13 protein-coding genes are annotated in these 16,379 nt (G+C 60.2%); 11 read left to right on the top strand and 2 right to left on the bottom strand.

Annotated features, from left to right (window positions below; translation table 11 throughout):
• Nucleotides 1–503 precede the first annotated feature (503 nt).
• The 11 genes from pcaR (at nucleotide 504) to pcaC (ending at nucleotide 11,423) form a co-directional block, all read left to right on the top strand.
• The gene (gene pcaR, locus ACYZTS_RS01175; protein ID WP_028622451.1) at nucleotides 504–1,346 is read left to right on the top strand and encodes a pca regulon transcriptional regulator PcaR; all 843 of its coding nucleotides are present in this window, start codon (nucleotides 504–506) and stop codon (nucleotides 1,344–1,346) included.
• A 127-nt stretch (nucleotides 1,347–1,473) separates the two neighbouring features.
• Nucleotides 1,474–2,820 (top strand): aromatic acid/H+ symport family MFS transporter, encoded by a 1,347-nt coding sequence (locus tag ACYZTS_RS01170; RefSeq protein ID WP_461993409.1) that lies wholly within the window; start codon nucleotides 1,474–1,476, stop codon nucleotides 2,818–2,820.
• A gap of 289 nt (nucleotides 2,821–3,109) precedes the next feature.
• Nucleotides 3,110–3,967 carry a CoA transferase subunit A gene (locus tag ACYZTS_RS01165; protein WP_028622449.1) on the top strand — a complete coding sequence of 286 codons (858 nt, stop codon included), beginning with the start codon at nucleotides 3,110–3,112 and terminating at the stop codon, nucleotides 3,965–3,967.
• Nucleotides 3,967–4,746: a CoA-transferase subunit beta gene (locus ACYZTS_RS01160; protein ID WP_028622448.1), complete on the top strand. Its 780-nt coding sequence runs from the start codon at nucleotides 3,967–3,969 to the stop codon at nucleotides 4,744–4,746. Before ACYZTS_RS01165 ends, ACYZTS_RS01160 begins: the two co-directional genes overlap by 1 nt.
• The gene (gene pcaF / locus ACYZTS_RS01155; protein ID WP_461993407.1) at nucleotides 4,743–5,948 is read left to right on the top strand and encodes a 3-oxoadipyl-CoA thiolase; all 1,206 of its coding nucleotides are present in this window, start codon (nucleotides 4,743–4,745) and stop codon (nucleotides 5,946–5,948) included. Before ACYZTS_RS01160 ends, pcaF begins: the two co-directional genes overlap by 4 nt.
• 36 nt (nucleotides 5,949–5,984) lie before the next feature.
• Nucleotides 5,985–6,689 (top strand): protocatechuate 3,4-dioxygenase subunit beta, encoded by a 705-nt coding sequence (pcaH, locus tag ACYZTS_RS01150; protein ID WP_028622446.1) that lies wholly within the window; start codon nucleotides 5,985–5,987, stop codon nucleotides 6,687–6,689.
• Nucleotide 6,690: 1 nt separating this feature from the next.
• Nucleotides 6,691–7,257, top strand: coding sequence for a protocatechuate 3,4-dioxygenase subunit alpha (gene pcaG, locus ACYZTS_RS01145; RefSeq protein WP_461993404.1), 567 nt, complete (start codon nucleotides 6,691–6,693; stop codon nucleotides 7,255–7,257).
• A gap of 253 nt (nucleotides 7,258–7,510) precedes the next feature.
• Nucleotides 7,511–8,806, top strand: a complete 1,296-nt coding sequence (locus ACYZTS_RS01140; RefSeq protein WP_028622444.1) for an MFS family transporter — start codon at nucleotides 7,511–7,513, stop codon at nucleotides 8,804–8,806.
• Between the two features lie 46 nt (nucleotides 8,807–8,852).
• Nucleotides 8,853–10,202 (top strand): 3-carboxy-cis,cis-muconate cycloisomerase, encoded by a 1,350-nt coding sequence (locus ACYZTS_RS01135; protein ID WP_461993402.1) that lies wholly within the window; start codon nucleotides 8,853–8,855, stop codon nucleotides 10,200–10,202.
• Between the two features lie 11 nt (nucleotides 10,203–10,213).
• Nucleotides 10,214–11,020, top strand: coding sequence for a 3-oxoadipate enol-lactonase (pcaD, locus tag ACYZTS_RS01130; RefSeq protein ID WP_461993400.1), 807 nt, complete (start codon nucleotides 10,214–10,216; stop codon nucleotides 11,018–11,020).
• A 10-nt stretch (nucleotides 11,021–11,030) separates the two neighbouring features.
• The gene (gene pcaC / locus ACYZTS_RS01125; protein ID WP_028622441.1) at nucleotides 11,031–11,423 is read left to right on the top strand and encodes a 4-carboxymuconolactone decarboxylase; all 393 of its coding nucleotides are present in this window, start codon (nucleotides 11,031–11,033) and stop codon (nucleotides 11,421–11,423) included.
• Between the two features lie 334 nt (nucleotides 11,424–11,757).
• Here pcaC and emhC read toward each other — a convergent pair whose 3' ends face one another.
• The gene (gene emhC / locus ACYZTS_RS01120; protein WP_461993397.1) at nucleotides 11,758–13,218 is read right to left on the bottom strand and encodes an efflux RND transporter outer membrane subunit EmhC; all 1,461 of its coding nucleotides are present in this window, start codon (nucleotides 13,216–13,218) and stop codon (nucleotides 11,758–11,760) included.
• The gene (gene emhB / locus ACYZTS_RS01115; protein ID WP_461993395.1) at nucleotides 13,215–16,379 is read right to left on the bottom strand and encodes an efflux RND transporter permease subunit EmhB; all 3,165 of its coding nucleotides are present in this window, start codon (nucleotides 16,377–16,379) and stop codon (nucleotides 13,215–13,217) included. Before emhB ends, emhC begins: the two co-directional genes overlap by 4 nt.

The raw sequence follows: 16,379 nt of genomic DNA, 5'->3' as shown, positions 1-16,379 counted from the left end.
GTAATACGATTAAATACTTCCATGTTGCAGGCGCGGCCACGGCACCAGAGCAAACAGCTGACGTAGCATCAGTATCCTGTTTCAGCGCGCGCTGTGAAGCAGGTGAAAAGGGCAACAACGCGCGAGCTGAAGGCAACGGCGATGGACCATCGCGCTACCGGGCGGCACAACCGACAAATTAACCGGATGACCTGAATTGCATTATAGCGGCCGATTACGAGAACACTATCTCCAATCAGTTAAAAATGGATCTTGATGTGTGATTTGCTTCTTACTTGTAAGTTTCATCAAGCGATGACTTTCTGGCGTCATTAAGTCGGACAAACTTGGCTGTTAAATGGGGGCTTTTATCTGCGTTTCAAGCGTAGGCTGAAACTTGTTCGGCTTCGGCGCAAACGACGATGTACCTCGACGCTCAAGGCAGCGACGATTTGCGATAATCGGGCGGGCGTTCGATAATCGCCCGACGTACCTGCTGTTGATTTTTTGATAAGGGTTCTGACATGAACGATCAGATGCGCAATTCCTTCGCTTCAGTGGCACCACCCATTGTAGCGTCGCCCGCCAAGCGTATTCAGGCCCTGACCGGTGATCCGGACTTCATGACGTCCCTGGCCCGCGGTCTTGCCGTGGTGCAAGCCTTTCAGGAGCGCAAGCGGCACCTGACCATTGCGCAGATCAGTCACCGCACGGAAATTCCCCGCGCTGCTGTGCGCCGTTGCCTACATACGCTGATCAAGCTTGGCTACGCGACCACCGACGGTCGTACTTATTCGCTATTACCCAAAGTACTGACGCTTGGCCATGCCTATCTGTCCTCGACGCCGCTGGCAGTTTCCGCACAACCGTACCTCGACCGCATGAGTGAGCAACTGCATGAGGCCTGCAACATGGCCACCCTCGAAGGCGATGACATTTTATACATCGCGCGCTCGGCGACTACTCAGCGCCTGATTTCGGTCGACCTGTCCGTGGGCGGCCGCCTGCCGGCTTATTGCACCTCGATGGGCAGGATTCTTCTCGCCGCGCTGGACGACACGTCTTTGCGCGAATACCTCGATCATGCCGATATGCAAGCCAAGACCAGCAGGACCTTGCACACGCCGCAAGCCTTGCTCGAATGCCTGCAGGAAGTGCGTCGGCAGGGTTGGTGCATTGTTGATCAGGAACTGGAGCAAGGCCTGCGTTCAATTGCCGTTCCGGTGTACGACGCTTCCGGGCAAGTGGTCGCGGCGCTGAATGTCAGTACCCATGCCGGTCGGGTTAGTCGCAATGAACTCGAACAGCGTTTCCTGCCTGGGCTGCTGGACGCGAGTCGCAACCTTAGTTCGCAGCTGTTCGCTTAAGCTGTTCGATAACCGCACAGACTTGCGTTTATCGAATTGACGGTCTTTCCCCATGATCACTAATGTCGCGGCAGCGTCAGCCTTGGCTGACACCGTCCCGACTGCGTTCTCGTGTGGAATAAGAATAATGAACCAGCCTCAGTCTGCTGTAGGAAACTGCCTCGACGTGCAGTCCTTCATCAATGCTCAACCCATTTCGCGCTACCAATGGCGGGTGGTGATTTTGTGTTTTCTGATTGTCTTCCTTGACGGCCTCGACACCGCAGCGATGGGCTTCATCGCCCCGGCGTTGTCCCAGGACTGGGGCATTGACCGCGCCAGCCTGGGCCCGGTAATGAGTGCCGCGCTAATCGGCATGGTCTTTGGTGCACTGGGCTCCGGCCCTTTGGCTGACCGCTTCGGACGAAAAATCGTACTGGTTGGCGCGGTCCTGTTGTTCGGCGCGTTCAGCCTCGCATCCGCGTATGCGACCAACGTCGATCAACTGCTGCTCTTGCGTTTTCTCACAGGCCTGGGCCTTGGCGCCGGCATGCCCAACGCCACCACATTGCTCTCGGAATACACCCCTGAGCGGAAAAAATCGCTGCTGGTGACCAGCATGTTCTGCGGCTTCAACCTGGGCATGGCCGCCGGCGGATTCATTTCGGCAAAGCTGATCCCTGCGTACGGCTGGCATAGCCTGCTGCTGATTGGTGGGATTTTGCCGTTGATCCTCGCGGTCGTACTGCTGTTCTGGTTGCCGGAATCGGCGCGCTACCTTGTAGTCCGCAACCGTGGCACTGAGAAAGTGCGCAAAACTCTGTCGCCGATTGATCCAGTTGTCGTCGCCCAAGCGTCCAGCTTCAGCGTGCCGGAACAGACATCCGTGAAGGCGCGCAACGTCTTCGCCGTGATTTTCTCCGGCACTTACAGCGCCGGCACCTTGCTGTTGTGGCTGACCTATTTCATGGGCCTGGTGATTGTTTACCTGCTGACCAGTTGGCTGCCGACGCTGATGCGTGACAGCGGCGCGAGCATGGAGCAGTCAGCCTTTATTGGCGCGTTGTTCCAGTTCGGCGGTGTCCTGAGCGCAGTCGGTGTCGGCTGGGCGATGGACCGGTTCAACCCGCACAAGGTCATCGGCATTTTCTACCTGCTGGCAGGGGTGTTTGCCTACGCCGTGGGGCAGAGCCTGGGCAACATCACGTTGTTGGCCACTCTGGTGCTGGTGGCAGGGATGTGCGTCAACGGCGCGCAATCGGCAATGCCATCTCTGGCGGCGCGGTTTTATCCGACGCAGGGCAGGGCGACGGGTGTTTCGTGGATGCTCGGGATTGGCAGGTTCGGCGCGATCCTTGGGGCATGGATGGGCGCGACGTTGCTGGGATTGGGCTGGAATTTCGAACAGGTGCTGACCGCGTTGGTGATACCGGCGGCGTTGGCGACCACGGCCGTGGTGATCAAGGGCATGGTCAGTCATGCGGATGCGACCTGATCCAGCTCTGAAACAAATTGCGGAAAAGATCGCAGCCTTCGGCAGCTCCTACGGACGTGATCGTTCCCACGCGCGTGGGAGCGATCGGGTCGACTCGTCTGTAGGAGCGAGGCTTGCCCGCGAAGCTTTTTCTAATCATTAGCCAAGCGACAATATGTTCGATAAACGAACACTTAGTCGATTATCGGATTGTTTGGTGATTTTCATCAGCTTAACCTTCAGTCATTCCGGTGCTCAACCTCGCGCCTTTTTATCCACAGTCGGTTAATAAAAAACGGGAGCCTGCCCCATGGCTGAAATCATTTCGCTGCACGACGCGGTGAAGCAATTCGTCAACGATGGCGATACCGTCGCGCTCGAAGGCTTCACCCATTTGATTCCTACGGCCGCCGGGCATGAAATCATTCGTCAGGGCAAGAAAGATCTGACGCTGGTGCGCATGACGCCTGACCTGATCTACGACCAGTTGATCGGCGCCGGTTGTGCGCGCAAATTGATTTTTTCCTGGGGCGGCAATCCAGGCGTCGGTTCCCTGCACCGCCTGCGTGACGCCGTCGAGAAGCAGTGGCCGCATGCGCTGGAAATCGAAGAACACAGCCACGCCGACCTGGCCAACGCCTATGTGGCTGGCGCTTCCGGCCTCCCGTTCGCGGTGCTGCGTGCCTACGCCGGCTCGGACCTGCCGAAGGTCAACCCACTGATCAAGACGGTCACGTGTCCGTTCACCGGCGAAGTATTGGCCGCCGTGCCTTCGGTACGTCCGGACATCACCGTGATCCACGCACAAAAGGCCGACCGCAAAGGCAACGTGCTGCTGTGGGGCATTCTCGGCGTGCAGAAAGAGGCAGCGCTGGCGGCCAAGCGTTGCATCGTCACCGTCGAAGAAATCGTCGACGACCTCAACGCGCCGATGAACGCCTGCGTATTGCCGACCTGGGCCCTGAGTGCGGTCTGCCACGTCCCGGGCGGTGCACATCCGTCCTACGCGCACGGTTACACCGAACGTGACAACCGTTTCTATCAAGCCTGGGACCCGATTGCCCGCGACCGTGAAACGTTCACCGCGTGGATCAACGAGTACATCCATGGCTGCGCTGACTTCAGCGAGTTCCGGGCCAAGCTGGCTAACGCTTCGGAGGCGAAGTAATGACGTACACCACCAATGAAATGATGACCGTCGCCGCCGCTCGCCGTCTGAAAAACGGTTCCGTGTGCTTTGTCGGCATCGGCCTGCCGTCAAAAGCGGCCAACCTGGCCCGGCTGACGTCGTCGCCGGATGTAGTCCTGATCTACGAATCGGGTCCGATCGGTGCCAAGCCGAGCGTACTGCCGCTTTCGATTGGTGACGGTGAACTGGCCGAGACTGCCGACACTGTCGTTCCAACCGGTGAGATTTTTCGCTATTGGCTGCAGGGCGGCCGCATCGACGTCGGGTTCCTCGGTGCTGCGCAAGTTGACCGCTTCGGTAATATCAACACCACCGTCGTCGGCGATTATCACCAGCCGAAGGTACGTCTGCCAGGTGCCGGTGGCGCGCCGGAAATTGCCGGTTCGGCGAAAAGCGTGCTGATCATCCTCAAGCAATCGGCGCGCTCCTTTGTCGACAAACTCGACTTCATTACTTCGGTTGGGCACGGCGAGGGCGGCGATTCGCGTCAGCGTCTGGGGCTGCCGGGGGCTGGCCCGGTTGGCATCATTACCGACCTGTGCATCATGGAACCGGAGGTTGATACTCATGAATTTGTGGTCACTGCTCTGCACCCAGGCGTGACCCGTGAGCAAGTAGTGGCAGCCACCGGTTGGGCGATCCGCTTTGCCGATCATGTTGAGCACACGGCAGAGCCGACCGAGGTTGAACTGAAGGCGCTAAGGGATCTGGAAGCCCGCACCGCCGCGGCCCATGGCCAAGCACCCGGAGAAGCGTGATGCGTGATGTGTATATCTGCGACGCGATTCGCACACCGATCGGCCGCTTCGGTGGCGGCCTGTCGGCAGTCCGCGCCGACGATCTGGCTGCGGTGCCGATCAAGGCATTGATGGAACGTAATCCCTCGGTCGACTGGAGCGCGGTGGACGAGGTATTCCTCGGCTGCGCCAACCAGGCCGGCGAAGACAACCGCAACGTGGCGCGCATGGCGTTGTTGCTGGCGGGCCTGCCGGAGACCATTCCCGGCGTGACCCTCAATCGCCTGTGCGCTTCGGGCATGGATGCCATCGGCACTGCGTTCCGCGCCATTGCCAGCGGCGAAATGGAGCTGACGATTGCCGGTGGCGTCGAGTCGATGTCCCGCGCGCCGTTCGTGATGGGCAAGGCGGATGCGGCGTTCTCGCGCAACATGAAGCTGGAAGACACCACCATCGGCTGGCGTTTCATCAACCCGCTGATGAAAGCGCAGTACGGCGTCGACGCAATGCCGCAGACTGCCGACAACGTTGCGGACGATTACCAAATATCCCGGGAAGATCAGGACGCTTTCGCTCTGCGCAGTCAGCAACGTACTGCCGCTGCGCAGGCTGCAGGATTTTTCGCTGAAGAAATCGTTGAAGTGCGGATTGCCCACAAGAAGGGTGAAACCGTGGTCAGCCAGGATGAGCATCCTCGCGCCGATACATCGCTGGAAACCCTGGCCAAGCTGAAACCGGTCAACGGCCCGGACAAAACCGTCACCGCTGGCAATGCATCGGGCGTCAACGACGGTGCCGCCGCGATGATTCTCGCCTCCGCCGAAGCGGTGAAAAAGCATGGTCTGACCGCCCGTGCGAAAGTGTTGGGCATGGCCAGCGCCGGTGTAGCGCCGCGGGTCATGGGTATCGGCCCGGTGCCGGCAGTGCGCAAGCTGACCGAGCGCCTCGGTCTCGCGGTCAGCGATTTCGATGTGATCGAACTCAACGAAGCGTTTGCCAGCCAGGGTTTGGCGGTGCTGCGAGAACTGGGCATGGCTGACGACGCGGCTCAGGTCAATCCGAACGGTGGCGCCATTGCCTTGGGGCATCCGTTGGGCATGAGCGGTGCGCGTCTGGTGTTGACCGCTTTGCACCAGCTGGAAAAAACCGGTGGCAAGAAAGGTCTGGCGACCATGTGCGTCGGCGTCGGTCAGGGTCTGGCCCTGGCGATCGAACGCGTCTGACGCGCAGCAGTGACAATAAGAACAGAGGAAAGCGAAATGACTGACAAGCCTGGTTATCGTCGCCCGCAAGAGGGCACCCAGCCGGAATACCTGCACCCGGCCTATCAATCCACCAATCGGCGTTCGCCGTCCAAGCCGTTGGTGTTTTTGCCACATTCGTTGTCGGAAATTACTGGCCCGACCATCGGCGCTGACCGTGTCGACGAGAAGGACAACGACCTGACCGCCCAGCATCAAGGCCAGCCGCAAGGCGAGCGAATCATCGTCCACGGCCGCGTGCTGGATGAAGACGGCCTGCCGGTGCCGGGCATTCTGGTGGAGATCTGGCAAGCCAATGCGGCCGGCCGCTACAACCATGACCGCGACCTGCATGATGCGCCACTCGATCCGAATTTCACCGGCACCGGCCGTACCGTGACCGACGCCGATGGCTGGTATCAATTCCAGACCATCAAGCCCGGCGCCTATCCGTGGGGCAACCACCACAACGCCTGGCGCCCGGCGCACATCCACTTCTCGTTGTTCGGGCCGAGCATTTTGACGCGCCTGGTCACGCAGATGTATTTCCCCGGCGATCCGTTACTGGCTTTCGACCCCATCTATAACTGCGTGCCGGACACCCGCGCCAAAGAACGTCTGATCGCCAGTTTCGACCTGGAAAAAACCGTCCCTTCCTACGCCCTCGGTTATCGCTGGGACATCGTCTTGCGCGGCCGCGATGCCACGCCGATGGAGAAATAAGATGACGCTGAACGCGACCACGTCCCACACCGTCGGGCCGTATTACCACATCGGCATGACTTGGCTGAACCGCGAAGACCTGACCGTCGAACACACCCTGGGCGAGCGCGTGGCGATCACCGGGCAAGTCGTCGACGGCAACGGCGATGTCGTCAACGATGCGATGCTCGAAATCTGGCAGGCCAACGCTGCCGGCAAATACGACCATCCCGAAGACGACCAGGACAAACCGCTGGACCCGAACTTTGAAGGTTTCGGCCGGGTGCCGGTGGACGCCGAAGGGCGCTTCCGATTCACCACGATCAAACCGGGCACCGTGCAAGGCCTGAAGGGCACGACCCAGGCGCCGCATCTGGTGGTGTTGGTGTTTGCGCGCGGGCTGGTCAAGCACTTGCTGACGCGGATCTACTTCGATGGCGAAACGGCGAATGTCGACGACCCGCTGCTGGAGTGTGTACCGGCCGAACGTCGCCAGACGTTGCTGGCGAAGCAGGATGCGTCCGGTGTTTACCAGTGGAATGTGATTCTGCAGGGCGCTGACGCCGAGACGGTGTTTTTTGATTATTGAGTGAGCACCGTATCTGTGGCGACAAGCTTTTGTGGCGAGGGGGCTTGCCCCCGTTTCGGCTGCCAAGCAGCCCCAAAACATAGATCCGATGCGTTCAGGGGTATCGCGGTTAAACGGTTTTGCGACTGCTTCGCACTCGGACGGGGATAAATCCCCTCACCACAGGAGTGCTCTCAGGTTCATACGCTTCTGTGGAACGGGAGTGTTGCAAAGTGTGTCTAGACACTCACCGGTCCCCAAAGAGTGAAAACCCATGACAACCACAACCTCTCATTACACCGGCGAAGAGCGCAAGAAGCGCATCTTCGCGATTGTCGGTGCTTCGTCAGGTAACCTCGTCGAATGGTTCGACTTCTACGTTTACGCCTTCTGCGCGATCTATTTCGCCCCGGCGTTTTTCCCCTCTGATAACCCGACTGTGCAGTTGGTGAATACCGCAGGCGTATTCGCCGCCGGTTTCCTGATGCGTCCTATCGGCGGCTGGATATTCGGCCGTGTGGCGGACAAGCACGGGCGCAAGAATTCGATGCTGATTTCGATTCTGATGATGTGCTTCGGCTCACTGCTGATCGCCTGTCTGCCAACCTATAAGGATATCGGCGTCTGGGCGCCGATCATGCTGTTGTTCGCACGCTTGCTGCAGGGCCTGTCGGTCGGCGGCGAGTACGGCACCACCGCGACCTACATGAGTGAAGTCGCCCTCAAAGGTCAGCGCGGTTTCTTTGCTTCGTTTCAGTACGTGACATTGATTGGCGGGCAGCTGCTGGCGGTGTCGCTGGTGGTCGTGCTGCAGCAATTTCTCAGCGAAGATGAACTGCGTGCCTACGGCTGGCGGATCCCGTTTGTCGTGGGTGCCGTGGCCGCATTGATTTCGCTGTTCCTGCGTCGCTCGCTGAAAGAAACTACCAGCAAAGAGATGCGTGAGAACAAGGACGCCGGCAGCATCGTCGCCCTGTTTCGCGACCACAAAGCGGCGTTCATCACCGTGCTCGGTTACACCGCCGGTGGCTCGCTGATTTTCTACACCTTCACCACGTACATGCAGAAATACCTGGTGAATACGGCAGGCATGCACGCGAAAACGGCGAGTTACATCATGACCGGCGCGCTGTTTCTTTATATGTGCATGCAGCCGCTGTTCGGCATGCTCGCGGACAAGATCGGGCGCCGAAACTCGATGCTCTGGTTCGGCGGCCTCGGCACCTTGTGCACCGTGCCGATCCTGCTGAGCCTGAAAAGCGTCGGCAGTCCGTTTCTCGCGTTTGTGCTGATTACCCTGGCGCTGGCGATCGTGAGTTTCTATACCTCGATCAGCGGCCTGGTCAAAGCCGAGATGTTCCCGCCGGAAGTGCGCGCGCTGGGTGTTGGTCTGGCGTACGCGGTGGCGAACGCGATCTTCGGCGGTTCTGCGGAATACGTGGCCCTGAGCCTGAAGGCCGCGGGTATGGAAAACTCGTTTTATTGGTACGTGACGGTGATGATGGCGGTAGCGTTCCTGTTCAGCCTGCGTCTGCCGAAGCAGGCCAAATACCTGCACCACGACCTTTGACCCACCCCGCGTGGGCCACACCGGCCCACGCTTGCAAGGACCGTTTATGAACCAGCTGTTCGATGCCTACTTCACTGCCCGTGACATGCGTGAAGTGTTCTGCGATCACGGCCGGATTCAGGCCATGCTCGATTTCGAAGCGGCGCTGGCCCGGGCAGAAGCGCGGGTCGGATTGATCCCGCACAGCGTCGTCGTGCCCATCGAAGCCGCGTGTCGCGCCGAGCATTATGATTTCGTCGCGCTCGGGGATGCGATCGCGACCGCGGGCAATTCGGCGATTCCGTTGGTCAAGGCCTTGGGCAAACGGCTGGCGGCAACTGATGCCGACGCCGAGCGTTATGTGCACCTGGGCGCGACCAGTCAGGACGTGATGGACACGGGGCTGGTGCTGCAAATTCGCCAGGCGCTGGTGTTGATCGAGCAGGAACTGGCGCAGCTCGGTGAGATTCTCGCGACGCAAGCGCTGCGCTATGTCGCCACGCCCCTGGCCGGGCGAACCTGGTTGCAGCACGCGACGCCGGTGACGTTGGGGATGAAGATTGCTGGCTGGCTGGGCGCGGTGACGCGCAGTCGGCAACGTCTGCAACAACTCAAGCCGCGCTTGCTGGTCCTGCAATTTGGTGGTGCTTCCGGAACGCTTGCGGCCTTGGGCGACCGGGCCATGCCGATTGCCGAAGCGTTGGCCGAGGAACTGCAACTGACGTTGCCTGATCAGCCGTGGCACACCCAGCGTGATCGTCTGGTGGAATTCGGCGCGGTGCTCGGCTTGATCGCCGGCAGCCTCGGCAAACTGGGTCGCGACATCAGTCTGTTGATGCAAACCGAGGCGGGCGAAGTGTTCGAGCCCTCGGCGCCGGGCAAGGGCGGCTCCTCGACCATGCCGCACAAACGCAATCCGGTAGGTGCGGCGGTGCTGATTGGCGCGGCGACGCGGGTGCCTGGTTTGCTCTCGACGTTATTCAGCGCGATGCCACAGGAACACGAACGCAGCCTCGGCCTATGGCACGCCGAGTGGGAAACCCTGCCGGAGATTTGCTGCCTGGTCTCGGGTGCGTTGCAGCAAGCGCTGCTGGTCGCCGATGGATTAGAGGTGGATGCCGAGCGTATGGCCCGCAATCTTGACCTGACTCAGGGGCTGGTGCTGGCTGAAGCGGTGAGCATCGTCCTCGCGCAACGGGTCGGCCGCGACACCGCGCACCATCTGCTCGAACAATGCTGTAAACGCGCGGTGGCCGAGCAGCGGCATTTGCGTGCAGTCCTCGGCGACGAGCCGGAGGTCACCGCTGAGTTATCTGTCGCTGAGCTCGATCAACTGCTGGACCCCGCGCACTACCTCGGTCAGGCCCACACGTGGGTCGAGCGCGCGGTGGCCGAACATTCTGCAATGACTGCTTGAAGGAGATTGCTGTGGCTTTCGTACAACTCGCCGAGGGCGAACTGCACTACCAAATCCAAGGGCCGCAGTTCGATGGCCCCGAGGATGCACCGGTGTTGGTGCTGTCGAATTCTTTGGGCACCGATTTGCACATGTGGGACAAGCAAATCGCCGCGTTCAGCCAGCACTTTCGCGTGCTGCGTTTCGACACCCGAGGGCATGGTCAATCGCTGGTGACGCCGGGGCCTTACAGCATTGAGCAACTGGGGCGTGACGTACTGGCGTTGCTGGATGCGTTGCAGATTGAACGTGCGCATTTCTGCGGTTTATCGATGGGCGGCCTGATCGGTCAATGGCTGGGGATCAACGCCGGTGATCGTTTGAACAAGCTGGTGGTGTGCAATACCGCAGCCAAGATCGGCGATCCATCGGTATGGGACCCGCGCATCGAAACCGTGCTGCGCGACGGTACGGCGGCCATGGTGGCGCTGCGCGACGCGTCGATTGCCCGCTGGTTCACGGCGGATTTTTCTGAAGCCAATCCGGCGGCGGCGAAGAAGATCACCGACATGCTGGCGGCGACTTCTCCCGAGGGCTATGCGGCCAACTGCGCAGCGGTACGCGATGCCGATTTCCGCGATCAACTGTCGTCGATCAAGGTGCCGCTGCTGGTGATTGCCGGCAGCGAGGACGCGGTTACGCCGCCGTCGGGCGGGCACTTTATTCAGCAGCACGTGCAGGGCGCCGAGTACGCTGAGTTCTACGCCGCGCACCTGTCCAACGTGCAGGCCGACAAGGCGTTCAGCGAGCGTGTTGTGGCATTCCTTTTGGGCCGTTGAGGAGTTACCCGTGGACGAGAAACAGCGTTACGAAGAAGGCATGACCGTGCGCCGCGCAGTGCTTGGCGACGCCCATGTCGATCGCAGCCTGAATGCGTTGACCGAGTTCAACTCGGAGTTTCAGGAAATGATCACCCGGCACGCCTGGGGTGACATCTGGACCCGCCCGGGCCTGGAACGCCACACCCGCAGCCTGATCACCATCGCCATGCTGATCGGCATGAACCGCAGCGAAGAACTCAAACTGCACCTGCGCGCCGCCGCCAACAATGGCGTCAGCCGTGGCGAGATCAAGGAAGTGATCATGCAGAGTGCGATCTACTGCGGGATTCCGGCGGCCAACGCCACGTTCCATCTGGCGGAGTCGGTGTGGGATGAATTGGGGGTTGAATCGCGGGAGTGATTCGCTGGTTTAGCGGCGCCTGACCGCGCCCCATCGCGAGCAGGCTCGCTCCCACAATAATCCAGTGCGAACGCCAAGTTTGTGGTCTTCGAAGATCCTCTGTGGGAGCGAGCCTGCTCGCGAAAGCGGTGCGCCAGTCGCTATTGAGATTGACTGACCCGGCCCCATCGCGAGCAGGCTCGCTCCCACAGGTTTTGCGGATAGAGCAAGTTTGCGGTTCTGCCACGGATTCTGTGGGTGCGAGCCTGCTCGCGATAGGCCAGACCAGATACCTCGGCTTTCCCGCAGCCAACAAAAAGCCCACCAAAAGGTGGGCTTCGTGTTTACAACATCATCAGAACAACTTCAGTTCCGGCGCTTGTTCTTTCTGGCGCTGGACCTGGGCGGTCTGCTCGTTCCAGCCGCCGCCCAGTGCCTTGTACAGATTGACGGCACTGTTCAGCTGCGCCAGACGGTCGGTGATCAGTGATTGCTGGGCACTGAACAGCTGACGCTGGGCATCGAGGAAGGTCAGGTTGCTGTCGACACCGATGCGGTAACGACGCTCGGCCAGACGGTAGTAATCCTGGTTGGCCTGGACGAAATCACGCTGAGCCTGCAACTGATCGGTGTAGGTCTTACGTGCGGCCAGGCCGTCGGCGACTTCCTGGAAGGCCGTTTGAATGGACTTCTCGTAGTTCGCCACGCTGATTTCTTTCTGGATTTTCGAGTAATCCAGGCTGGCGCGCAGGCTGCCGGCGTTAAAGATCGGCAGGTTGATCTGCGGCTGGAACAGCCACGTGCCCGAACCACCCTTGAACAGGCCGGACAGGTCCGGGCTGAGGGTGCCGGCATTGGCAGTCAGGCTGATGCTCGGGAAGAACGCCGCCCGTGCCGCGCCGATGTTGGCGTTGGCCGCTTTCAGGTTGTACTCGGCCTGAAGAATGTCCGGACGACGCTGCAGCAGATCCGACGGCAGGCCGGGCGGTACTTCGCTCAGCAAGTCATCCGAGAGTGGCTTGGCCGGTTGCAGATTGGCCGGGATCCCGGTACCGAGCAGCAACACCAGACTGTTTTCATCCTGAGCCACCTGACGCGTGTAGCGGGCCAGTTGCGCGCGGGCGTTTTCCACCGACGTGCGCGACTGCGCCAGATCCAGCGCCGAGGCGACACCGACTTCGTTGCTGCGCGAAGTGAGCTTCAAGCTCTCTTCAAACGCACCCAGCGTATCTTGCGTCAGCTTGAGCAGCTCTTTGTCTGCCTGCCAGGTCATGTAGGCATTGGCGACGTTGGCGACCAGACTGATCTGCGTACTGCGGCGGCCTTCTTCAGTGGCGAAGTATTGTTGCAGCGCTTCCTCACTGAGGCTGCGAACCCGACCGAACAGGTCGAGTTCATAGGCGCTGATGCCGACGGTCGCCGAGTAGGAACTGACGATGCCGGCTTCACCGGTCTGCGAAGCATTCGCCGGAACCCGCTGGCGGCTGCCACTGCCATTGGCCGAAACGGCCGGGAACAGGTCAGCTCGCTGGATGCGGTACTGCGCCGCGAAAGCATCGATGTTCAGCGCCGCGACACGCAGGTCACGGTTGTTTTCCAGCGCGACCTTGATCAGCTGCTGCAACGCCGGGTCATGGAAAAACTGCTTCCAGCCCTGTTCGGCAGCGGCCTGGCTCGGCGCCTGGGCCGGCGAGTAGGCCGGCCCCTGTGGATATTGCTGCGCCACCGGTGCGGCGGGCTGCTGATAATCAGGTATCAGCGAGCACCCACTCAGCACGAAGGCGGCGACGGCGAGGGAGAGTAGCGACTTGCTCATTGGCCAGCCTCTTTTGGAGTTTCAGTAGCATCATCCTGATCGGCTTTTTTGCGCTGGCCGATGGACGACACGGTGACAAAGAACAGGGGTACCCAGAAGATCGCCAGGACCGTCGCCGTGATCATACCGCCAATAACGCCGGTACCGATCGCATGTTGGCTACCCGAACCTGCGCCGGTGGAAATCGCCAATGGCACCACACCGAGCACGAAGGCGAGCGAGGTCATGATGATCGGACGCAGACGCATCCGGCACGCTTCAATCGCAGCATCGCGCAGGCTTCGCCCTTGCTCATGCAGTTCCTTGGCGAATTCGACGATCAGGATGGCGTTTTTCGCTGCCAGCCCGATGGTCGTCAACAGGCCCACCTGGAAGTAAACGTCGTTGGACAGGCCGCGCAGGCTGGTCGCCAGCAGCGCACCGATGATCCCCAAAGGCACCACCAGCATCACCGCAATCGGGATCGACCAGCTTTCATACAACGCTGCCAGACACAGGAACACCATCAGCAGCGACAACGCGTACAACGCTGGCGCTTGCGAACCGGACAAGCGTTCTTCGTACGACAGACCTGTCCAGGAAATACCGACACCGGCCGGCAGTTTCTTCGCCAGCGCCTCGACTTCGGCCATGGCTTCACCGGTGGAATAACCCGGCGCCGCAGCCCCGAGGATTTCCATCGCTTCTACGCCGTTGTAACGCGACAGTTTCGGTGCACCGTAAATCCACTCTCCCTTGGCGAAGGCCGTGAAGGGCACCATGGTCCCGGCGCTGTTACGCACATACCACTTCTTCACGTCTTCAGGGCTCATGCGCGCATCAGGCTGGCCTTGCACGTACACCTTTTTCACCCGACCGCGGTCGATGAAGTCGTTCACATAGCTACTGCCCAAGGCGATCGACAAGGTGTTGTTGATGTCGGTGAGCGTCACGCCGAGGGCGCTGGCTTTTTCGTCATCAATTTCCAACTGGTATTGCGGCTCGTCGTTCAGGCCGTTCGGACGCACTTGCGAGAGCACTTTGCTTTGCGCCGCCATGCCGAGGAACTGGTTACGCGCTTCCATCAGTTTTTCGTGACCGATACCGGCGCGGTCCTGCAGGAACACGTCGAAACCGGTGGCGTTACCCAGTTCGAGTACGGCCGGCGGCGCAAAGGCAAACACCATCGCATCACGGAACGTGAAGAAGTGCTGCTGGGCCCGGGCCGCCAGACTCGACACGCTGTTTTCAGCGTTACGCTCATCCCACGGTTTGAGCATGATGAACGCCATACCCGAACTCTGACCACGGCCGGCGAAGTTGAAGCCGGTCACGGTAAACACCGAGGCCACCGCATCGCCTTCACCGCCATCCTTGGACGGACGCAGCAGGAATTCCCGCATTTCGTCCACGACCACCTGGGTGCGCTCGGCACTGGAACCGGCGGGGGTTTGCACCTGGGCAAACAGAACGCCCTGGTCTTCTTCCGGCAGGAATGCCGTTGGAATGCGGGTGAACAGCCAGATCATGCCGACCACGATGATCAGGTAAGCCAACAGGTACGGCGCCTTGTGCGTGAGCATGTTGCCGACGCCGCGCTCGTAACTTCTGACGCCACGGTCGAAGCTGCGGTTGAACCAGCCGAAGAAGCCGCGTTTCGGCGTGCCGTGCTCGCCTTTCGGAATCGGCTTGAGCATGGTCGCGCAGAGCGCCGGGGTGAAGATCAATGCAACCAATACCGACAGCGCCATGGCCGAAACGATGGTGATCGAGAACTGCTTGTAGATCACACCGGTGGAACCGCTGAAGAACGCCATCGGCAACAGAACCGCAGACAGCACCAGGGCGATACCCACCAGTGCACCCTGGATCTGCCCCATGGATTTCTTCGTGGCCTCTTTGGGTGACAGGCCTTCTTCGCTCATGACCCGTTCGACGTTTTCCACCACAACGATGGCGTCGTCCACCAGCAAGCCGATGGCGAGCACCATGCCGAACATGGTCAGGGTGTTGATGCTGAAACCGAACGCCGCGAGGATCCCGAATGTACCCAGCAATACCACTGGCACGGTCATCGTGGTGATAACGGTGGCGCGGAAGTTTTGCAGGAACAGGAACATCACCAGGAACACCAGCACGATCGCTTCGACCAGGGTTTCGACCACGCCCTTGATCGACTCGGTCACGACCGGAGTGGTGTCATACGGGAACACCACTTCCATGCCTTCCGGGAAGAAAGGCTTGAGCGTTTCGATGGTGTTGCGCAGGGCTTTTGCCGTGTCGAGGGCGTTGGCACCGTTGGCCAGTTTCACCGCCAGACCGGACGCCGGGCTGCCGTTGAACTGCGCGCTGATCGAGTAGTTCTCACCGCCCAGACCGACATCGGCAACGTCACCGACACGCACTTGCGAACCGTCGCTGTTGACCTTCAACAGAATCGCCTTGAACTGCTCGGCAGTCTGCAGACGGGTCTTGCCGATGATCGTTGCGTTCAACTGTTGGCCTTGCACGGCAGGCAAGCCACCGAGCTGACCGGACGAGACCTGGACGTTCTGCGCGGCGATGGCGTTTTTCACGTCAACCGGCGTCAGGTTGAAGTTATTCAGCTTGGCCGGATCGAGCCAGATACGCATCGCGTACTGGGCACCGAAGACCTGGAAGTCACCGACACCGGCGGTCCGCGAGATCGGGTCCTGCATGTTCGACACGATGTAGTTGGACAGGTCGTCCTTGGTCATGCTGCCGTCGCGCGAAACCACGCCGATCACCATCAGGAAGTTTTTCACTGCCTTGGTGACGCGGATCCCTTGTTGCTGCACTTCTTGCGGCAGCAGCGGGGTGGCCAGGTTCAGCTTGTTCTGCACCTGAACCTGCGCGGTGTCAGAGTTGGTGCCCTGCTCGAAGGTGGCGGTGATGGTCATGTTGCCGTCGGAGTTACTCTCCGAAGACACATAACGCAGGTTGTCGATGCCGTTGAGTTGCTGTTCGATCACCTGAACCACGGTGTCCTGCACGGTTTGTGCAGACGCGCCCGGGTAGGTTACGGAAATGGCGATCGCCGGAGGCGCAATGCTCGGGTATTGGTTGATCGGCAACTTGAGGATCGAGAGTGCCCCGACCAGCATGATCACCAGGGCAATTACCCAAGCGAAAATCGGACGGTCGATAAAAAATTTCGACAT

Source organism: Pseudomonas sp. TMB3-21 (assembly GCF_054898145.1).
This window is presented reverse-complemented; position numbering and strand designations above follow the sequence as displayed.

Bases quoted from the DNA above. Each gene is read 5' to 3' on its own strand.
- pcaR (WP_028622451.1), top strand. From the start codon at position 504: ATGAACGATCAGATGCGCAATTCCTTCGCTTCAGTGGCACCACCCATT.
- ACYZTS_RS01170 (WP_461993409.1), top strand. From the start codon at position 1,474: ATGAACCAGCCTCAGTCTGCTGTAGGAAACTGCCTCGACGTGCAGTCC.
- ACYZTS_RS01165 (WP_028622449.1), top strand. From the start codon at position 3,110: ATGGCTGAAATCATTTCGCTGCACGACGCGGTGAAGCAATTCGTCAAC.
- ACYZTS_RS01160 (WP_028622448.1), top strand. From the start codon at position 3,967: ATGACGTACACCACCAATGAAATGATGACCGTCGCCGCCGCTCGCCGT.
- pcaH (WP_028622446.1), top strand. From the start codon at position 5,985: ATGACTGACAAGCCTGGTTATCGTCGCCCGCAAGAGGGCACCCAGCCG.
- pcaG (WP_461993404.1), top strand. From the start codon at position 6,691: ATGACGCTGAACGCGACCACGTCCCACACCGTCGGGCCGTATTACCAC.
- ACYZTS_RS01140 (WP_028622444.1), top strand. From the start codon at position 7,511: ATGACAACCACAACCTCTCATTACACCGGCGAAGAGCGCAAGAAGCGC.
- ACYZTS_RS01135 (WP_461993402.1), top strand. From the start codon at position 8,853: ATGAACCAGCTGTTCGATGCCTACTTCACTGCCCGTGACATGCGTGAA.
- emhC (WP_461993397.1), bottom strand. From the start codon at position 13,218: ATGAGCAAGTCGCTACTCTCCCTCGCCGTCGCCGCCTTCGTGCTGAGT.
- emhB (WP_461993395.1), bottom strand. From the start codon at position 16,379: ATGTCGAAATTTTTTATCGACCGTCCGATTTTCGCTTGGGTAATTGCC.